Here is a 14180-nt window from a genome sequence, read left to right on the forward strand (position 1 = left end):
GCCGCGTCTAGGCCTCGATTACGATGCAGGCCTCCCTGGCGAGGCGCAGGGACAGCTCCATGGATCCTGGGCCTCGCACAGTGGCGCCCTTGAGGTGCGAGGCGCCTCCGATGCCAAGCAGCGTGCAGTTGTCGAAGCTGACACCGGGCTGAATGACGACGTTGGCGAACTGGGCTCCGGTGAGATCGCACTTCTCGAACCGGACGTCGCGGAGTTCGGCAAACTGAAAATCAGCTTGGGAGAGATTGCACTCCCTGAGGATGACCGTCTTGAATTTCGCGTACCGGAACAGCGTGCTGTCTGTCCGAGTGCCCTCGATGAGGACGTCACGGAAACTGCCGCTGCGCTCGGGGGAGGACATCTGTCCGGAGTTTCCGGAACGGCAGGCGGGTGATCGGCTCACCAGGAGGATGGGTCAAGTCCCGGTCACAGTACGAATGTTCTTGATCTAGCGACGATCACCCGGCTTCCGGCTGCGATGCTGGAGTGCATCCCGCGACCGGAGGTCGGAAATGATGAAGTACCTCGTACGTGACGCCTTGGCTGGGGCGCACCGCTCCGCCGTGCACCTGGAGATGCGTGACACCTACACGCCGGATGATCCGGAGTTCGCGCGCTGGCGTGTCGGCCATCGGTACGACAATGATCCGGCCAAGCTGCCTGACTGGTGGGGCTCTTGGGCTGACCTGGTAGCCGACACAACCGGGCGTGGCGTGGTCATGCGACGGGCCCGGATCGTCTCGGAGCCGGTAACGGACTACATCCGGTACGAGCATGACCTCACATTCGCCAACGTCGCAGCGGGTGAGCTGGTCCGCTGGTTGCCCCGACGGGGGGCTGCCGACATCGCGCTGCCGGGAACGGACCTGTGGATGTTCGACAGGTCCGCCGTGCTGTTCACGTACTTTTCCGGCGTCGGGGAGGTCGTGGACAGGGAGTGGCGGACGGATCAGGCCGTTGTGGATCTGGTCAGTTCTGCCTTTGAGGCCGTGTGGGAGCGGGCTACGCCGCACGGCGACTACAAGCTGACCTGACCCATCTCCAAGGTGTCTCGGATCTCCACCGCCAAGACTTCCGTGCCCACTGCGGCGGCCCTGGCCACAGACAGGTCAGCCCGGTTGCCACGCGCAGGAAGTCGGCCGGGCCGACTTCCTGCGCGTTCGAGTTCTACGCGGGCAACGACCGGCGCAGGAAGTCCAGTTCGTGCAGGAGCAGGTTCTCGACCACCGCTTCATCCGTCGGGCGGTGGCCGGTGCCGCGTAGGGGCAGGACCTCGTGGGGGCGGCCGGCGGCGAGCAGGGCGGCTGAGAGGCGCAGGGTGTGGATGGGGAAGACGTTGTCATCTGCCAAGCCCTGGATCAGCAGGAGGGGGCGGGTCAGCTTCGGTGCCTCGGTGATCAGGTCGCAGGAGTCGTAGTGCTCGGGGTGCTCGTCCGGGTGGCCGAGGAAGCGTTCCTGCCAGTGGGTGTCGTAGAGCCGGTGGTCGGTCGGGGCGGCGCCGGCCGAGGCGGCGTGGAATATATCCGGGCGCCGGAGCACCGCGAGCGCCGCGAGGAACCCGCCGTAGGACCAGCCGCGGATTCCGACCCGCTCGAGGTCGAGCAGCCCCGGCCGCAGCAGGGCGGTCTCCCGCAGGCCCTCGATCTGGTCCTCCAGGGCCGGCCCGGCCTTGTCGCCCCAGATGGTCTTCTCCCAGCGCGGCCCGCGCCCCGGGGTGCCGCGGCCGTCCACCACCAGGACCGCGAAGCCCTGGTCGGCGAACCACTGGGACACCTGCTCGTACCAGGCACCGCCGGTGGTGACCTTCTGCATGGCCGGCCCCGCGTACGGGTCGAGCAGCACGGGCAGTGGGCTGTCGTCCGGACGGTGGCCGGTGGGCAGGAAGAGATGGGCGCGCAGCTCGCGCGGGCCGAGGTGGAGCAGTTCGGGCCGGGCGGCGACGACGGGCGGCTCGCCGTAGGAGGTGAGCGGGAGCGGCGGACGGCCTTGGCGGAGGACGGTGGTGAGGGAGCCGGTGGTGAGCACCAGGGTGCCGCCTTGCTCGGCGCCGCTGTGTACGCCGGGTCCGTCGCTCAGCTGCCGGACGCCGGAGCCCGGTTCGTACGTCCAGAGGTGGGTCTCGGTGGGCTCGTCGGAGGCGGTGAACAGCACCCGCTCGCCGTCCGTCCCGACGACGGCCCGCAGTTGCAGCCCCGCAGGGGTGACCGGCTTGCCGTCGACGGTCAGGTGCCGGGTGTCGCCGCGATCGGCGGTGTCGACCAGCGCGCCGCCCGCCGTCCGGACCGGCACCCCGGGGAGCAGTTCCACCCAGTGCGGGTCGGACCGTTCGGCGAGTACGCGGGTGGCGCCGTCCGCCCCGATCGCCAACGTCCGTACGGTCCGCTGGTCGCGGCTCTGCACGGCGGCGTACGGGCCGTGGTCGTCCCAGCCGGCGGCGGTGACGTACTCGAAGGCGGCGCGGTCCCAGCGGACCTCCGTGCGAGTGCCGTGGCCGTCGAGGCCGAGCAGCCAGAGCGTGACGTCGGCGTTGGCGGTGCCGGCCAGCGGGTAGCGGATGGCGCGCGGGGGCTGCTGCGGGTCGGTGGGGTCGGCCAGGAACCACCGGGCAACGGCACGCTCGTCGACCCGGGCGACGAGCAGCGCGCTGCCGTCGGGGGACCACCAGTGGCCGCGGTCGCGGTACATCTCCCCGACCGCGACGTACTCGGCCAGGCCGTACGAGACGTCATCGGCCTCGGGCTCGGCGAGCGCCCGGTCGCCCGTACCGTCCGCGCCGACCGCCCGCAGCGCTCCGCCGCTGACGTAGGCGATCCGGCGGCCGGTCGGGTCGAGCCTCGGGTCCGCCACGGGGAGGCCGGAGGCGACCGCCCGCACCGAGCCCGTACGGGTGTCGGCCAGCCACAGCGCGCCGTCCAGCGCGAAGGCGGCCCATGAGCCCGAGGCGTCGGTGCTGTACGAGGCGATGCCACCGGAGGAGCCCAGGGCGGCCGGGTCGGCGACCAGCCGCTCCTCGCCGGTGGCGGTGTCCAGCGCCCAGAGGCAGCTGAGCGGGTCGGTGCCGCCGCGGCTGCGCAGGAAGAGCACGGTGGCGCCGTCGGCGGAGGGTTCCGGCCGAACAGGCACGCCCAGGGTGAACCGGCGGGTGCGGGCCAGCCGGCGCGGGAAGGAGTCGGTCGTCATGCCGGGAACGGTAGGCAGAAAACGGCCGGGGCCGCCGTGGATCTCAGGAATCCACGGCGGCCCCGGAGTCGTGACCCGGTCGTCGGTGCGTCAGTGCACGTCGCCCATGAGGGCCTGGACCTTCTTGCGGTAGGTGTAGACCGCGAAGCCCGCGAGGGCCGCGAGGGCCGCCTGGGCCGCGATGATCCCGATGCCGTCGAGGCTGATGCCGGCCAGCGAGAGGAGGCTGGTGGTGCAGTCACCGGCGGTGACGGCGAGGAACCAGACGCCCATCATCTGGGAGGCGTACTTCTGCGGCGCCATCTTGGTGGTGACCGAGAGGCCGACCGGGGAGACGCACAGCTCGCCGATGGTCTGGATCATGTAGATCGAGACCAGCCACATCGGGGAGACCTTGCCGCCGTCGCCCGCCATGTTCATCGGGACGACGAAGACGAAGAACGAGGCGCCGATCAGGACGAGGCCCATCGCGAACTTCGTGATGGTGTTGGGCTCCTTGTTGCGGCGGGACAGCCACAGCCACAGGAAGGCGAACACCGGCGCGAGCGCCATCACGAACAGCGGGTTCAGCGACTGGTACCAGGTGGCCGAGAAGCCGAAGCCGAACACGGAGTCCGCGGTGTTCTTGTCCGCGAACAGCGAGAGGGTCGAGCCGCCCTGGTCGTAGATCATCCAGAAGATGGCGGCCGCGGCGAAGAACCAGATGTAGGCGCTCATCTTGGACTGCTCGCCGGCGCTCAGGTCCTTGTCGCGCTTGATCCGGACCAGTACGGCGACGGGGATCAGCAGACCGGCAAGGGTCAGCGGGACGAGGGCCCAGTTCAGGGTGTAGACACCCATCGCGACGATGGCGACGTAGAAGACGGTGGCGGCGGCGAACACCGCGCCGGCCTTCACCAGCAGGCTCTTGCGCTCCGCGGGCTGCAGCGGGTTGGGGACCAGGCTGCTCTTGGGGCTCAGGTGGCGGGTGCCCAGCAGGAACTGGACCAGGCCCAGGCCCATGCCGACCGCGGCCAGGCCGAAGCCCAGGTGCCAGTTGTGCTCCTTGCCGATCGTCCCGATGACGAACGGCGCGACGAAGGCACCGAGGTTGATGCTCATGTAGAAGACGGTGAAGCCACCGTCGCGGCGCGGGTCCTCGGGGCCGTTGTACAGGTGGCCGACCATCGTGGAGATGTTGGCCTTCAGCAGCCCGGAGCCGAGCGCGACCAGGAGCAGGCCGAGGAAGAACGCCGCCTGACCCGGGACGGCCAGCGCGATGTGGCCGCCCATGATCACGAAGCCGGCGATCGCGACCGTCTTGCGGGCGCCCCAGACCCGGTCGCCGAACCAGCCTCCGGGGTAGGCCATGAGGTAGACCATCGAGACGTAGACGGAGTAGATCGCCGTCGCCGTCGCCGCCGTCATGGCGAGGCCGCCGCCCTGGCTGCCGGTGGCCGCATCCGCGCCGCCGGAGACCAGGTAGTAGATGAGCAGGGCACGCATGCCGTAGTAGGAGAAGCGCTCCCACATCTCGGTCATGAACAGCGTGGCGAGACCTCGGGGGTGGCCGAGGAAGGTCTTGCCGCTGGGAGGGGCCGACGCGAGGCCGGCGTCCCGGGTGGTAGACGCCATGTGTAGTGGTTCCTTGCCTGACAGCGTCCGCCTAGGGGGGTGGCGGCGGACGTGGACGAAACCACTCTACGTGGCGATATTTGGCTCTATCAGCTGACAAAAGTCATGAATCAGGTATCCGAATGGCAAAGAGATACACAGATCTTCCCAGTTGATCCATGGTAAACGAGGTCTTCTTCCTTCGGATTCAAGATCCGGGAGGGTTTTCTTCGCTGAACCGGCGGTCCGCAACGCCCCGTTGGGCCTAGTTGGATGCTTGTATAACGATCACGCTCTGTGAACTACCTCACAGGGCGTACGGGCATACCCCGGCGGACTACCATCACCACATGACCTGTGTGCTGCTTGCCGAGGACGATCCGGCGATCTCCGAACCGCTCGCCCGGGCCCTGCGACGCGAGGGCTATGAGGTACTCGTCCGCGAGGACGGTCCGACCGCGCTCGCCGCCGGCCTCACGGAGGAGGTCGACCTCGTCGTCCTGGACCTCGGCCTGCCCGAGATGGACGGCCTGGAGGTCTGCCGCCGACTGCGCGCCGACGGCAAGAGCTGCCCCGTCCTGGTGCTCACCGCCCGCGCCGACGAGGTGGACACCGTGGTCGGCCTGGACGCCGGTGCCGACGACTACGTCACCAAGCCCTTCCGCCTGGCCGAACTGCTCGCCCGGGTCCGGGCCCTGCTCCGGCGCGGCAACGTCGACCAGCTCACCACCGGCGCGCACGGGGTGAAGATCGACATCGAGTCCCACCGCGCCTGGCTCGGCGAGGAGGAGCTCACCCTCTCCGCCAAGGAGTTCGAGCTGCTGCGCGTGCTCGTCCGGGACGCCGGCCGGGTGGTGACCCGCGAGGAGATCATGCGCCAGGTCTGGGACACCACCTGGTGGACCTCCACCAAGACCCTGGACATGCACATCTCCTGGCTCCGCAAGAAGCTCGGCGACGACGCGGCCAACCCGCGCTACATCGCCACCGTGCGCGGCGTCGGCTTCCGGTTCGAGAAGAACTAGGGCGCGACTTGCGGGGATCGGGCCCTCGGCCCGCGTCAGCGGAAACACCTCGGGGAGCGGCAGCGTGAAACGCCGGATGATCAACTCGCTGCTGGGCGTCGTCCTGGTGGTGGTCGTGGTGTTCTGCGTGCCGCTCGCCCTGGTCGAGAAGCGCACCATCGTCAGCTCGGCCCAGGACCGGGTGGACGCCGCCGCCGTCCGGGTGCTCGCGCTGGTCGAGAGCCGGATCGCGGCGGGCGAGTCCGTCACCGAGGCGCGGGCCTTCGAGAGCCAGGTCACCGAGGGCAGCTACGTCGAGGTGCAGGTCCCCGGCCAGCAGGTCGTCTCGGCCGGCGAACGCCCGGCCGGCGACCACCTGCTGAAGGCCGTCGAACGCGGCAACAGCGGCGAGACCGTCACCGTCGAGCAGTCCCGCGAGGACGTCGACCACGAGATCGCCAACAACCTGCTGCTGCTCGGCGTGGTCGCCCTGCTCGCCGTCCAGGCCGCCGTGGCACTGGCCGTCTGGCAGGCCAAGCGGCTCGCCCGGCCGCTCACCGACCTCGCCGAGACCGCCGAACGGCTCGGCTCCGGCGACCCCCGCCCGCGCGACCGCCGCTACGGCGTGCCGGAACTCGACCGGGTCGCCGAGGTGCTGGACACCAGCGCCGAACGGATCGCCCGGATGCTCACCGCCGAGCGCCGGCTCGCCGCCGACGCCTCGCACCAGCTGCGCACCCCGCTCACCGCGCTCTCCATGCGGCTGGAGGAGATCACCGCCCTCGCCGAGGACCCGCGGACCGTCCGGGAGGAGGCCACCATCGCCCTCCAGCAGGTCGAGCGGCTCACCGACGTCGTCCAGCGGCTGCTCACCACTCAGCGCGACCCGCGCAGCCCCACGGCCGTCGCCTTCGACCTGGACGACGTGATCAAGCAGCAGGTGGAGGAGTGGGGCCCGACGCTGCGCGAGAAGAACCGGGTGCTGTCCCTGGAGGGGCTGCGCGGGGTCACCGCGGTCGGCACCCCGGGGACGGTCGCCCAGGTGCTGGCCACCTTGATCGAGAACTCCCTGATGCACGGCGCCGGGACGATCACCCTGCGGGTCCGGCCGTCCGGCACCTCGGTGGTCGTCGAGGTGCAGGACCAGGGCGCCGGGGTGCCGCCGGACCTCGGCAACCGGGTGTTCGAGCGGGCGGTCAGCGGCCGCAACTCCACCGGCATCGGCCTGGCCGTCGCCCGCGACCTCGCGGAGGCGGACGGCGGGCGGCTCGAACTGCTCTCGCTGAAGCCCCCGGTGTTCGCGATCTTCCTCGGGCGCAGCCAGACGCGCTGAGGACCGGCTCCGGCTCCCCCCGGGAAAGCGGTCTTCAGGAGCGCGGCGTCCAGGAGCCTGCGAGACGCGTCGTTCAGGAGCCCGGCAGGACGCCGAGCTGGCGCATCAGGCCCATCACGTCCCACTGCCACCAGCCCTCGCAGATCTTCCCGTCCCGGAAGCGGAAGGTGGTCGTGCCGCGGCCGACCACGGACTTGCCGCTGTTCGGCACGCCCATGAAGTCGGCCTTCTGGGTGGCGTGCCAGGTCCACCGGGTGGCGACCTCGTTGCCCTCGGCGATCTGGCTCTCGGTCTCGAAGGTGAAGTCGAAGGCGCCCACGTAGCCCGCGCAGCGCTCCCGGAACGCCCGGATGCCCGTCGCGTCGCCCTCGCTGCCGTAGTCGTGGTCGAGGTAGTCGGCGGTCATGCACTCGTCGATGACGTCGAGGTTGCCGCGGGACAGCCCGTCGAGGACCCGGCTCGCGGTGGCCTTGTCGAACCGGGCGTCGCGGACCACGTCGAGGTCGGTGAAGGTCGGCGGTACGTCGCAGAGTGCCACCATCTCGCGGAAGATCCGGTCGGTCTCCGGCAGGTGGGAGTTCTTCATCGCCTCCTCGTAGGAGGGGAACTCCACGATCTCCACCACGTGCTTGGTGTCGGAGCGGTCGGTGCCCACCACCGCGTGGGAGGCGGTCCGCCGGCCCCGGGAAGCCTCGACCCAGCTGTCCATCAGCCGGTTGAGGTCGTCGAGCCGGTCGGTCTTGCAGTCGATGATCTGGACGAAGGTCATGGCGAGCCTCCTGGACCCCCCTCGGCCACGATCGTCCGCGGGCCGTGCTCGCCCTCTGTCACCACTGTCCTCTCGGGGGGAGAGGTACGGCAAGCGGAAGGGCTACTCGGCCTTGGCGTACCGGATCTCCTCGGCCGCCAGCATCAGTTCGGCCTGCGCCGCCAGCCCGCTGCCGGGCTCCTCCGCGGTCGCGAGCCCGCTGCCGGGCTGCTCGGCGGCCGCCGGCTCGGGGAGCGCGGTGAACACCCAGGTCCGGTACGAGAAGAAGCGGAAGAGGGTGCCGAGGCCGGTGCCGAACGCCTTGGAGACGTTGTAGGCGAGCGGCCCGTGCAGGCCGAGGGTATAGGTCGCGAACCAGACCGTGCCGTTCTCGATCAGCATCCCGACACCGCTGAAGATCAGGAAGAGCGTGATCTCACGCCGGCGTGAGGCCGCGTCCGTGTCGCGGTAGACCCAGTAGCGGTACCCGAGGTAGTTGGCGGCGATGGCCACCGCCGTCCCGATCACCGAGCAGCGCACGGGCGCCCAGCCGGTCAGGTGCAGGACGGCGTTGGAGACGCCGAAGTTCACGAAGACGCCGACCAGGCCGACGATGCCGAACTTGAGGACCTCGCCGGAGACCCCGCGCAGCCGCTGGACCAGTGAGGTGCTCGATGGGGCGGTCGTCGTCATACCGGGCTGCCTCCATGTGCCTGCCGACGAGGGGGCCGGACCGGATGCGTGGCTGACCCCTGGAAGTCCTCCGTGCGCGCACATCATCTGACCGCGCGTACCAGGACCTAGCGGACCAGGCTACCCGCTTCCGCCGAACGGCTCAGCCCCGAGGGGCCGGGCCTGACATCTACGCGCGTCCGCCGTCGAGGCCCCACCGGCGGCTCCACCGCCCCCCACCGGCCCGGATATCCTGGCCGGGTGACTTCCCCGGGCAATGTGAATTTTCCAGTGGTGGGCATGATCGGTGGCGGGCAGCTGGCCCGCATGGCACACCAGGCGGGCATCCCGCTCGGGGTCAGGTTCAAACTCCTCGCCGACACGCCCCAGGACTCCGCCGCGCAGGTCGTCTCCGAGGTCGTCCTCGGTGACTACCGCGACCTCGACACCCTGCGGCGCTTCGCCGCCGGCTGCGACGTGATCACCTTCGACCACGAGCACGTCCCCACCGAGCACCTGCGGGCCCTGGAGGCCGACGGCATCGCCGTCCGCCCCGGCCCGGACGCGCTCGTCAACGCCCAGGACAAGGGCGTGATGCGGGCCAAGCTCGACTCCATCGGCGTGCCCTGCCCCCGCCACCGGATCGTCGCCGACCCGGCCGACGTCACCGCCTTCGCCGAGGAGGGCTCCGGATACCCGGTCGTCCTCAAGACCGTCCGCGGCGGCTACGACGGCAAGGGCGTCTGGGTCGTCGACGACGAGCGGGAGGCGCAGGCCCCGTTCCTGGCCGGCGTCCCCGTGCTGGCCGAGGAGAAGGTCGACTTCGTCCGCGAACTGGCCGCCAACGTGGTCCGCTCGCCCAGCGGCCAGGCCGTCGCCTACCCGGTCGTCGAGAGCGTCCAGGAGAACGGCGTCTGCGCCGAGGTCACCGCCCCCGCGCCGGACCTCGACCCGGCCCTGTCCGACGAGGCCCAGCAGCTCGCCCTGCGGATCGCCGGCGACCTCGGCATCACCGGCCACCTCGCCGTCGAACTGTTCCAGACCCGCGACGGCCGGATCCTGGTCAACGAACTGGCCATGCGCCCGCACAACTCCGGGCACTGGACCCAGGACGGCGCCGTCACCTCGCAGTTCGAGAACCACCTGCGGGCCGTCCTCGACCTCCCGCTCGGCGACCCCCGGCCGCGCGCCAAGTGGACCGTCATGGTCAACGTCCTCGGCGGCGACTACCCGGACATGTACCACGCCTTCCTGCACTGCATGGCCCGCGACCCCGGGCTGCGGATCCACATGTACGGGAAGGACGTGAAGCCCGGCCGCAAGGTCGGCCACGTCAACGTCTTCGGGGACGACCTCGAAGACGTCCGCGAGCGCGCCCGCCACGCGGCCGCCTACCTGCGAGGAACGATCACCGAATGACCTCCTCCCCTGTCGTTGGCATCGTCATGGGCTCGGACTCCGACTGGCCCGTCATGGAGGCCGCCGCCCAGGCCCTCGACGAGTTCGAGATCGCCTACGAGGTGGACGTCGTCTCCGCCCACCGGATGCCGCGCGAGATGGTCGCCTACGGCGAGAACGCCCACCGGCGCGGCCTGAAGGCGATCATCGCGGGCGCCGGCGGCGCGGCCCACCTCCCGGGCATGCTGGCCTCCGTCACCCCGCTGCCGGTCATCGGCGTGCCGGTGCCGCTGCGCTACCTGGACGGCATGGACAGCCTGCTGTCGATCGTCCAGATGCCGGCCGGCGTCCCGGTTGCGACCGTCTCGGTGGCCGGCGCGCGCAACGCCGGCCTGCTCGCCGTGCGGATGCTCGCCGCCTTCGACCCCGAGCTCACCGAGCGGATGACCGAGTTCCAGGCCGAGCTGAACAACCAGGCCACCGAGAAGGGCAAGAAGCTCCGGGCCAAGGTGGCCGGATCCTCCTCCTTCGGCTTCGGCAAGTAGTCCGGCCCTTCAGCTTCGGCAAGTAGTACGGCAGGTGGTTCGCCCCCGTGCGGGGGTGGGGTAGAACAGCTCGCATGACCTCTGCCCCGGACCCCCGCACCCCGCTGGACCGCGCCCGCGCCCTGCTCCGCACCGCCCCCGTGGTGGACGGCCACAACGACCTCCCCTGGGCGATGCGCGAGCAGGCCGGGTACGACCTCGGCGCGCTCGACCTCGCCGCCGACCAGAGCGACCGCCTCCACACCGACCTCGCCCGCCTCGCGGAGGGCGGGGTCGGCGCGCAGTTCTGGTCCGTCTACGTGCCCGCCTCGCTGGCCGGCGACCACGCGGTGAGCGCCACCCTGGAACAGGTCGACTTCGTCCACGCCCTCGTCGAGCGCTACCCCGACCGGCTCCGCCTGGCCCGCACCGCCGCCGACATGGAGGCCGCCCGCGCCGAGGGCCGGATCGCCTCCCTCATGGGCGCCGAGGGCGGCCACTCCATCGACTGCTCGCTCGCCACCCTGCGCGCCCTGTACGAGCTCGGCGTGCGCTACCTGACGCTCACCCACAACGACAACGTGCCGTGGGCCGACTCCGCGACCGACAAGCCGGTGGCCGGCGGGCTGACCCGCTTCGGCGAGGAGGTCGTCCGGGAGATGAACCGGCTCGGCATGCTCGTCGACCTCTCGCACGTCTCCGCCGACACCATGCGGGACGCCCTGCGGGTCACCGAGGCGCCGGTCGTCTTCTCGCACTCCTCCGCCCGCGCCGTCTGCGACCACCCGCGCAACATCCCGGACGACGTGCTCGCCCAGTTGCCCGCCAACGGCGGCGTGGCGATGGCCACCTTCGTCCCCAAGTTCATCCTGCCCGCGGCCATCGAATGGACCCTGGCCGCCGACGAGAACATGCGCGCCCACGGCTTCCACCCGCTGGACACCACCCCGCCGGCCATGGAACGCCAGCGCGCCTTCGAGGCCGGGCGCCCCCGCCCGATCGCCACCCCGGCCACCGTCGCCGACCACCTCGACCACATGCGCGAGGTCGCCGGCATCGACCACATCGGCATCGGCGGCGACTTCGACGGCACCGCCTTCCTCCCGGACGGCCTGGACTCGGTGGCCGGCTACCCCAACCTCGTCGCCGAACTCCTGCGCCGCCACTGGTCGGAGGCCGACCTCGCCAAGCTCACCTGGCACAACGCCGTCCGCGTCCTGCGCGACGCCGAATCCGCCGCCACCACCCTGCGCGCCACCCGCCGCCCCTCCATCGCCACCATCGCCCAGCTGGACGGCACCAAGCCCTGAGGCCGGCGCGCCCTAGGCCAGCAGCGGGATCTCGATCGCCGGGCACTTGTCCATCACCATGGCCAGCCCGGCCTCCCGGGTCCGCTCGTACGCGGCCTCGTCGATCACGCCGAGCTGGAACCAGACGGCCTTCGCCCCGGCGGCCACCGCCTGGTCGGCCACCTCCCCGGCCAGCGCGCTGTTCACGAACACGTCCACCACGTCGACCGGGAACGGGATCTCGGCGAGCGAGGCGTAGCCCTGCTCGCCGAGGACCGTCTCGGCCTTCGGGTGCACGGGCACCACGCGCTTGCCGTAGCGCTGGAGCACCCGGGCCACGCCGTGGGCGGCCCGGGCGGTGTTGGTGGAGAGGCCGACCACGGCCCAGGTGTCACCGGTGCCGGTGAGGATCTCGCGGACCGTCGCTTCGTCGCCGTAGCTAGTCATGCCGGTAGCAACGACGGGCGCGGGTGCGGGATTCCGGGGCGGGGGCAGGTGCCGGAGGCTCGTCCTCGGACCGGGGAACACGGAAGTGCCCGCCCCCGGGTACGGGGCGGGCGCTCGGAGCAGGGGGTCAGCTGGGGCGGCCGAGGGCGCGGTAGGTCCAGCCGGCGGCGCGCCAGGCGTCGGCGTCGAGGACGTTGCGGCCGTCGAGGAGGCGGCGTTCGGCGACGACGGCGCCGAGTTCGGCCGGGTCCAGCTCACGGAACTCGGCCCACTCGGTGAGGTGGAGGACGACGTGGGCGCCCTCGGCGGCCTCCAGTGCGGAGTCGGCGTAGGCGAGGGAGGGGAACATCTTGCGGGCGTTGTCCACGGCCTTCGGGTCGTAGACGGTGACCTGGGCGCCCTGGAGCTGGATCTGGGCGGCCACGTTGAGGGCGGGGGAGTCCCGGATGTCGTCCGAGTTGGGCTTGAAGGCGGCGCCGAGGACGGCGACCCGGCGGCCCAGGAAGCCGCCACCGCACTGTTCGCGGGCCAGCTCGACCATCCGGGAGCGGCGCCGCATGTTGATCGAGTCGACCTCGCGCAGGAAGGTCAGTGCCTGGTCGGCGCCGAGCTCGCCGGCCCTGGCCATGAACGCGCGGATGTCCTTGGGCAGGCAGCCGCCGCCGAAGCCGAGGCCGGAGTTGAGGAACTTGCGGCCGATCCGCTCGTCGTGGCCGAGCGCGGTGGAGAGCAGGGTGACGTCCGCGCCGGCCGCCTCGCAGACCTCGGCCATCGCGTTGATGAAGGAGATCTTGGTGGCCAGGAAGGAGTTGGCGGCCGCCTTGACCAGCTCGGCGGTCGCGTAGTCGGCGACCAGGAACGGCACCCCGGCCGCGATCGGCTCCGCGTACACCTCGCGCAGCAGCCGCTCGGCCCGCTCGCTCTGGGTGCCGACCACGATCCGGTCCGGCCGCAGGGTGTCCTGGACGGCGAAGCCCTCACGCAGGAACTCCGGGTTCCAGGCGAGTTCGGCGCCCTCGCCGGCCGGCGCCAGCGCGGCCAGCCGCTCGGCCAGCCGGGCCGCCGAGCCGACCGGGACGGTGGACTTGCCGACCACCAGGGCCGGGCGGGTCAGGTGCGGCGCCAGCTCGTCGATCGCGGTGTCGACGTAGGACATGTCGGCGGCGAACTCGCCCTTGCGCTGCGGAGTGTTGACGCAGACGAAGTGCACGTCGGCGAACTCGGCGACCTCCTGGACGGAGGTGGTGAAGCGCAGTCGCCCGGTCGATCCTCCCTCCTTGCCCGCCTTCGGCGAGGAGGGGCCCACGTGCCCGGCCACGTGCTTGAGCAGCAGCTCGGACAGTCCCGGCTCGTACATCGGGACGCGGCCCGCGGTGAGCATGGCGATCTTGTCGGGGTCGATGTCCAGACCCAGCACCTCGAAGCCGAACTCGGCCATCGCGGCGGCATGCGTGGCGCCGAGGTAGCCGGTGCCGATCACGGAGATGCGGAGGGTCACGGGTTCTCCCTGGAGGCGGACTCGACCGGTCCGGGTCGCGGACCCGACCGGTACGGATGCCCCTGATGCTATCCGCCCTGCCAGGGCGCACCGGGACCGGCCGCACGCCCGGAACGCTAGGCAGCCGCAGGTGGGAGCCCTAGGATCTCTACTGAACGGTAGTTAACACCGGATTCGACGGCGATCGGACCGGTTCGATCGGACCGGATCCGACTTCGGTCACTGGGACTCCGGTCACTGGACGACGAGGCAGGCATCATGGCTGGCAGCGCAGGGGCGGCTGACTTCGATCTCTTCCGTATCTCCGAGGAGCACGAGATGCTCCGTGAGGCGGTGCGTTCGCTGGCCGAGGCGAAGATCGCTCCGTTCGCGGCGGAGGTGGACGAGCAGGGGCGGTTCCCGCAGGAGGCGTTGGACGCGTTGCAGGGCAGTGACCTGCATGCGGTGCACGTGCCGGAGGTGTACGGCGGTGCGGGTGCGGACGCGTTGGCGAC

The 14180-nt window shown here is 71.0% G+C and carries 14 protein-coding genes; 7 read left to right on the forward strand and 7 right to left on the reverse strand.

Translation table 11 applies throughout. From position 1 onward, the window contains the following. Positions 1-7: 7 nt before the first annotated feature. Positions 8-361, reverse strand: a complete 354-nt coding sequence (locus IE332_RS14435; protein ID WP_189916201.1) for a pentapeptide repeat-containing protein — start codon at positions 359-361, stop codon at positions 8-10. 154 nt (positions 362-515) lie between these two features. Between IE332_RS14435 and IE332_RS14440 the strand changes: the two genes are divergently transcribed. Continuing rightward, entirely contained in the window at positions 516-1034 is a 519-nt protein-coding gene (locus tag IE332_RS14440; RefSeq protein ID WP_189916252.1) for a DUF6879 family protein, read from the forward strand. 133 nt (positions 1035-1167) lie between these two features. Here IE332_RS14440 and IE332_RS14445 read toward each other — a convergent pair whose 3' ends face one another. After that, entirely contained in the window at positions 1168-3180 is a 2013-nt protein-coding gene (locus tag IE332_RS14445) for a prolyl oligopeptidase family serine peptidase (RefSeq protein WP_189916202.1), read from the reverse strand. A 90-nt stretch (positions 3181-3270) separates the two neighbouring features. Further along, positions 3271-4794 (reverse strand): peptide MFS transporter, encoded by a 1524-nt coding sequence (locus IE332_RS14450; protein WP_189916203.1) that lies wholly within the window; start codon positions 4792-4794, stop codon positions 3271-3273. Positions 4795-5123: 329 nt separating this feature from the next. Between IE332_RS14450 and IE332_RS14455 the strand changes: the two genes are divergently transcribed. After that, on the forward strand, positions 5124-5798 hold the full coding sequence (locus IE332_RS14455) for a response regulator transcription factor (RefSeq protein WP_030290974.1): 675 nt from the start codon (positions 5124-5126) through the stop codon (positions 5796-5798). Positions 5799-5862: 64 nt separating this feature from the next. Then, entirely contained in the window at positions 5863-7110 is a 1248-nt protein-coding gene (locus IE332_RS14460; protein ID WP_189916204.1) for a sensor histidine kinase, read from the forward strand. A 73-nt stretch (positions 7111-7183) separates the two neighbouring features. Here the strand turns inward: IE332_RS14460 and IE332_RS14465 are convergent, their stop codons facing one another. Next, positions 7184-7879, reverse strand: coding sequence for an ester cyclase (locus tag IE332_RS14465; RefSeq protein WP_189916205.1), 696 nt, complete (start codon positions 7877-7879; stop codon positions 7184-7186). Between the two features lie 102 nt (positions 7880-7981). Then, a complete protein-coding gene (locus tag IE332_RS14470) occupies positions 7982-8551 on the reverse strand; it encodes a GtrA family protein (protein ID WP_189916206.1) in 570 nt (189 codons plus the stop codon). A 258-nt stretch (positions 8552-8809) separates the two neighbouring features. On the opposite strand from IE332_RS14470, the gene IE332_RS14475 reads away from it, so the two are divergent. The 3 genes from IE332_RS14475 to IE332_RS14485 all read left to right on the forward strand — a co-directional run bounded on the left by IE332_RS14475 (position 8810) and on the right by IE332_RS14485 (position 11762). Next, complete coding sequence (locus IE332_RS14475) at positions 8810-9949, forward strand: 5-(carboxyamino)imidazole ribonucleotide synthase (RefSeq protein WP_189916253.1); 1140 nt, start codon at positions 8810-8812, stop codon at positions 9947-9949. Beyond that, complete coding sequence (purE, locus tag IE332_RS14480; protein WP_189916207.1) at positions 9946-10473, forward strand: 5-(carboxyamino)imidazole ribonucleotide mutase; 528 nt, start codon at positions 9946-9948, stop codon at positions 10471-10473. The genes IE332_RS14475 and purE overlap by 4 nt, the downstream gene beginning before the upstream one ends. 74 nt (positions 10474-10547) lie before the next feature. Continuing rightward, entirely contained in the window at positions 10548-11762 is a 1215-nt protein-coding gene (locus tag IE332_RS14485; RefSeq protein ID WP_189916208.1) for a dipeptidase, read from the forward strand. 12 nt (positions 11763-11774) lie between these two features. Here IE332_RS14485 and IE332_RS14490 read toward each other — a convergent pair whose 3' ends face one another. Beyond that, on the reverse strand, positions 11775-12188 hold the full coding sequence (locus IE332_RS14490) for a CoA-binding protein (RefSeq protein ID WP_189916209.1): 414 nt from the start codon (positions 12186-12188) through the stop codon (positions 11775-11777). A gap of 127 nt (positions 12189-12315) precedes the next feature. Beyond that, positions 12316-13686 (reverse strand): UDP-glucose dehydrogenase family protein, encoded by a 1371-nt coding sequence (locus IE332_RS14495; RefSeq protein ID WP_189916210.1) that lies wholly within the window; start codon positions 13684-13686, stop codon positions 12316-12318. A gap of 258 nt (positions 13687-13944) precedes the next feature. Here IE332_RS14495 and IE332_RS14500 point away from each other — a divergent pair. Next, positions 13945-14180: acyl-CoA dehydrogenase family protein (locus tag IE332_RS14500; protein ID WP_189916211.1), on the forward strand; the 236-nt coding region annotated here is incomplete at its 3' end.

This window comes from Kitasatospora xanthocidica (genome assembly GCF_014656195.1).
Lineage (GTDB): Bacteria > Actinomycetota > Actinomycetes > Streptomycetales > Streptomycetaceae > Kitasatospora > Kitasatospora xanthocidica.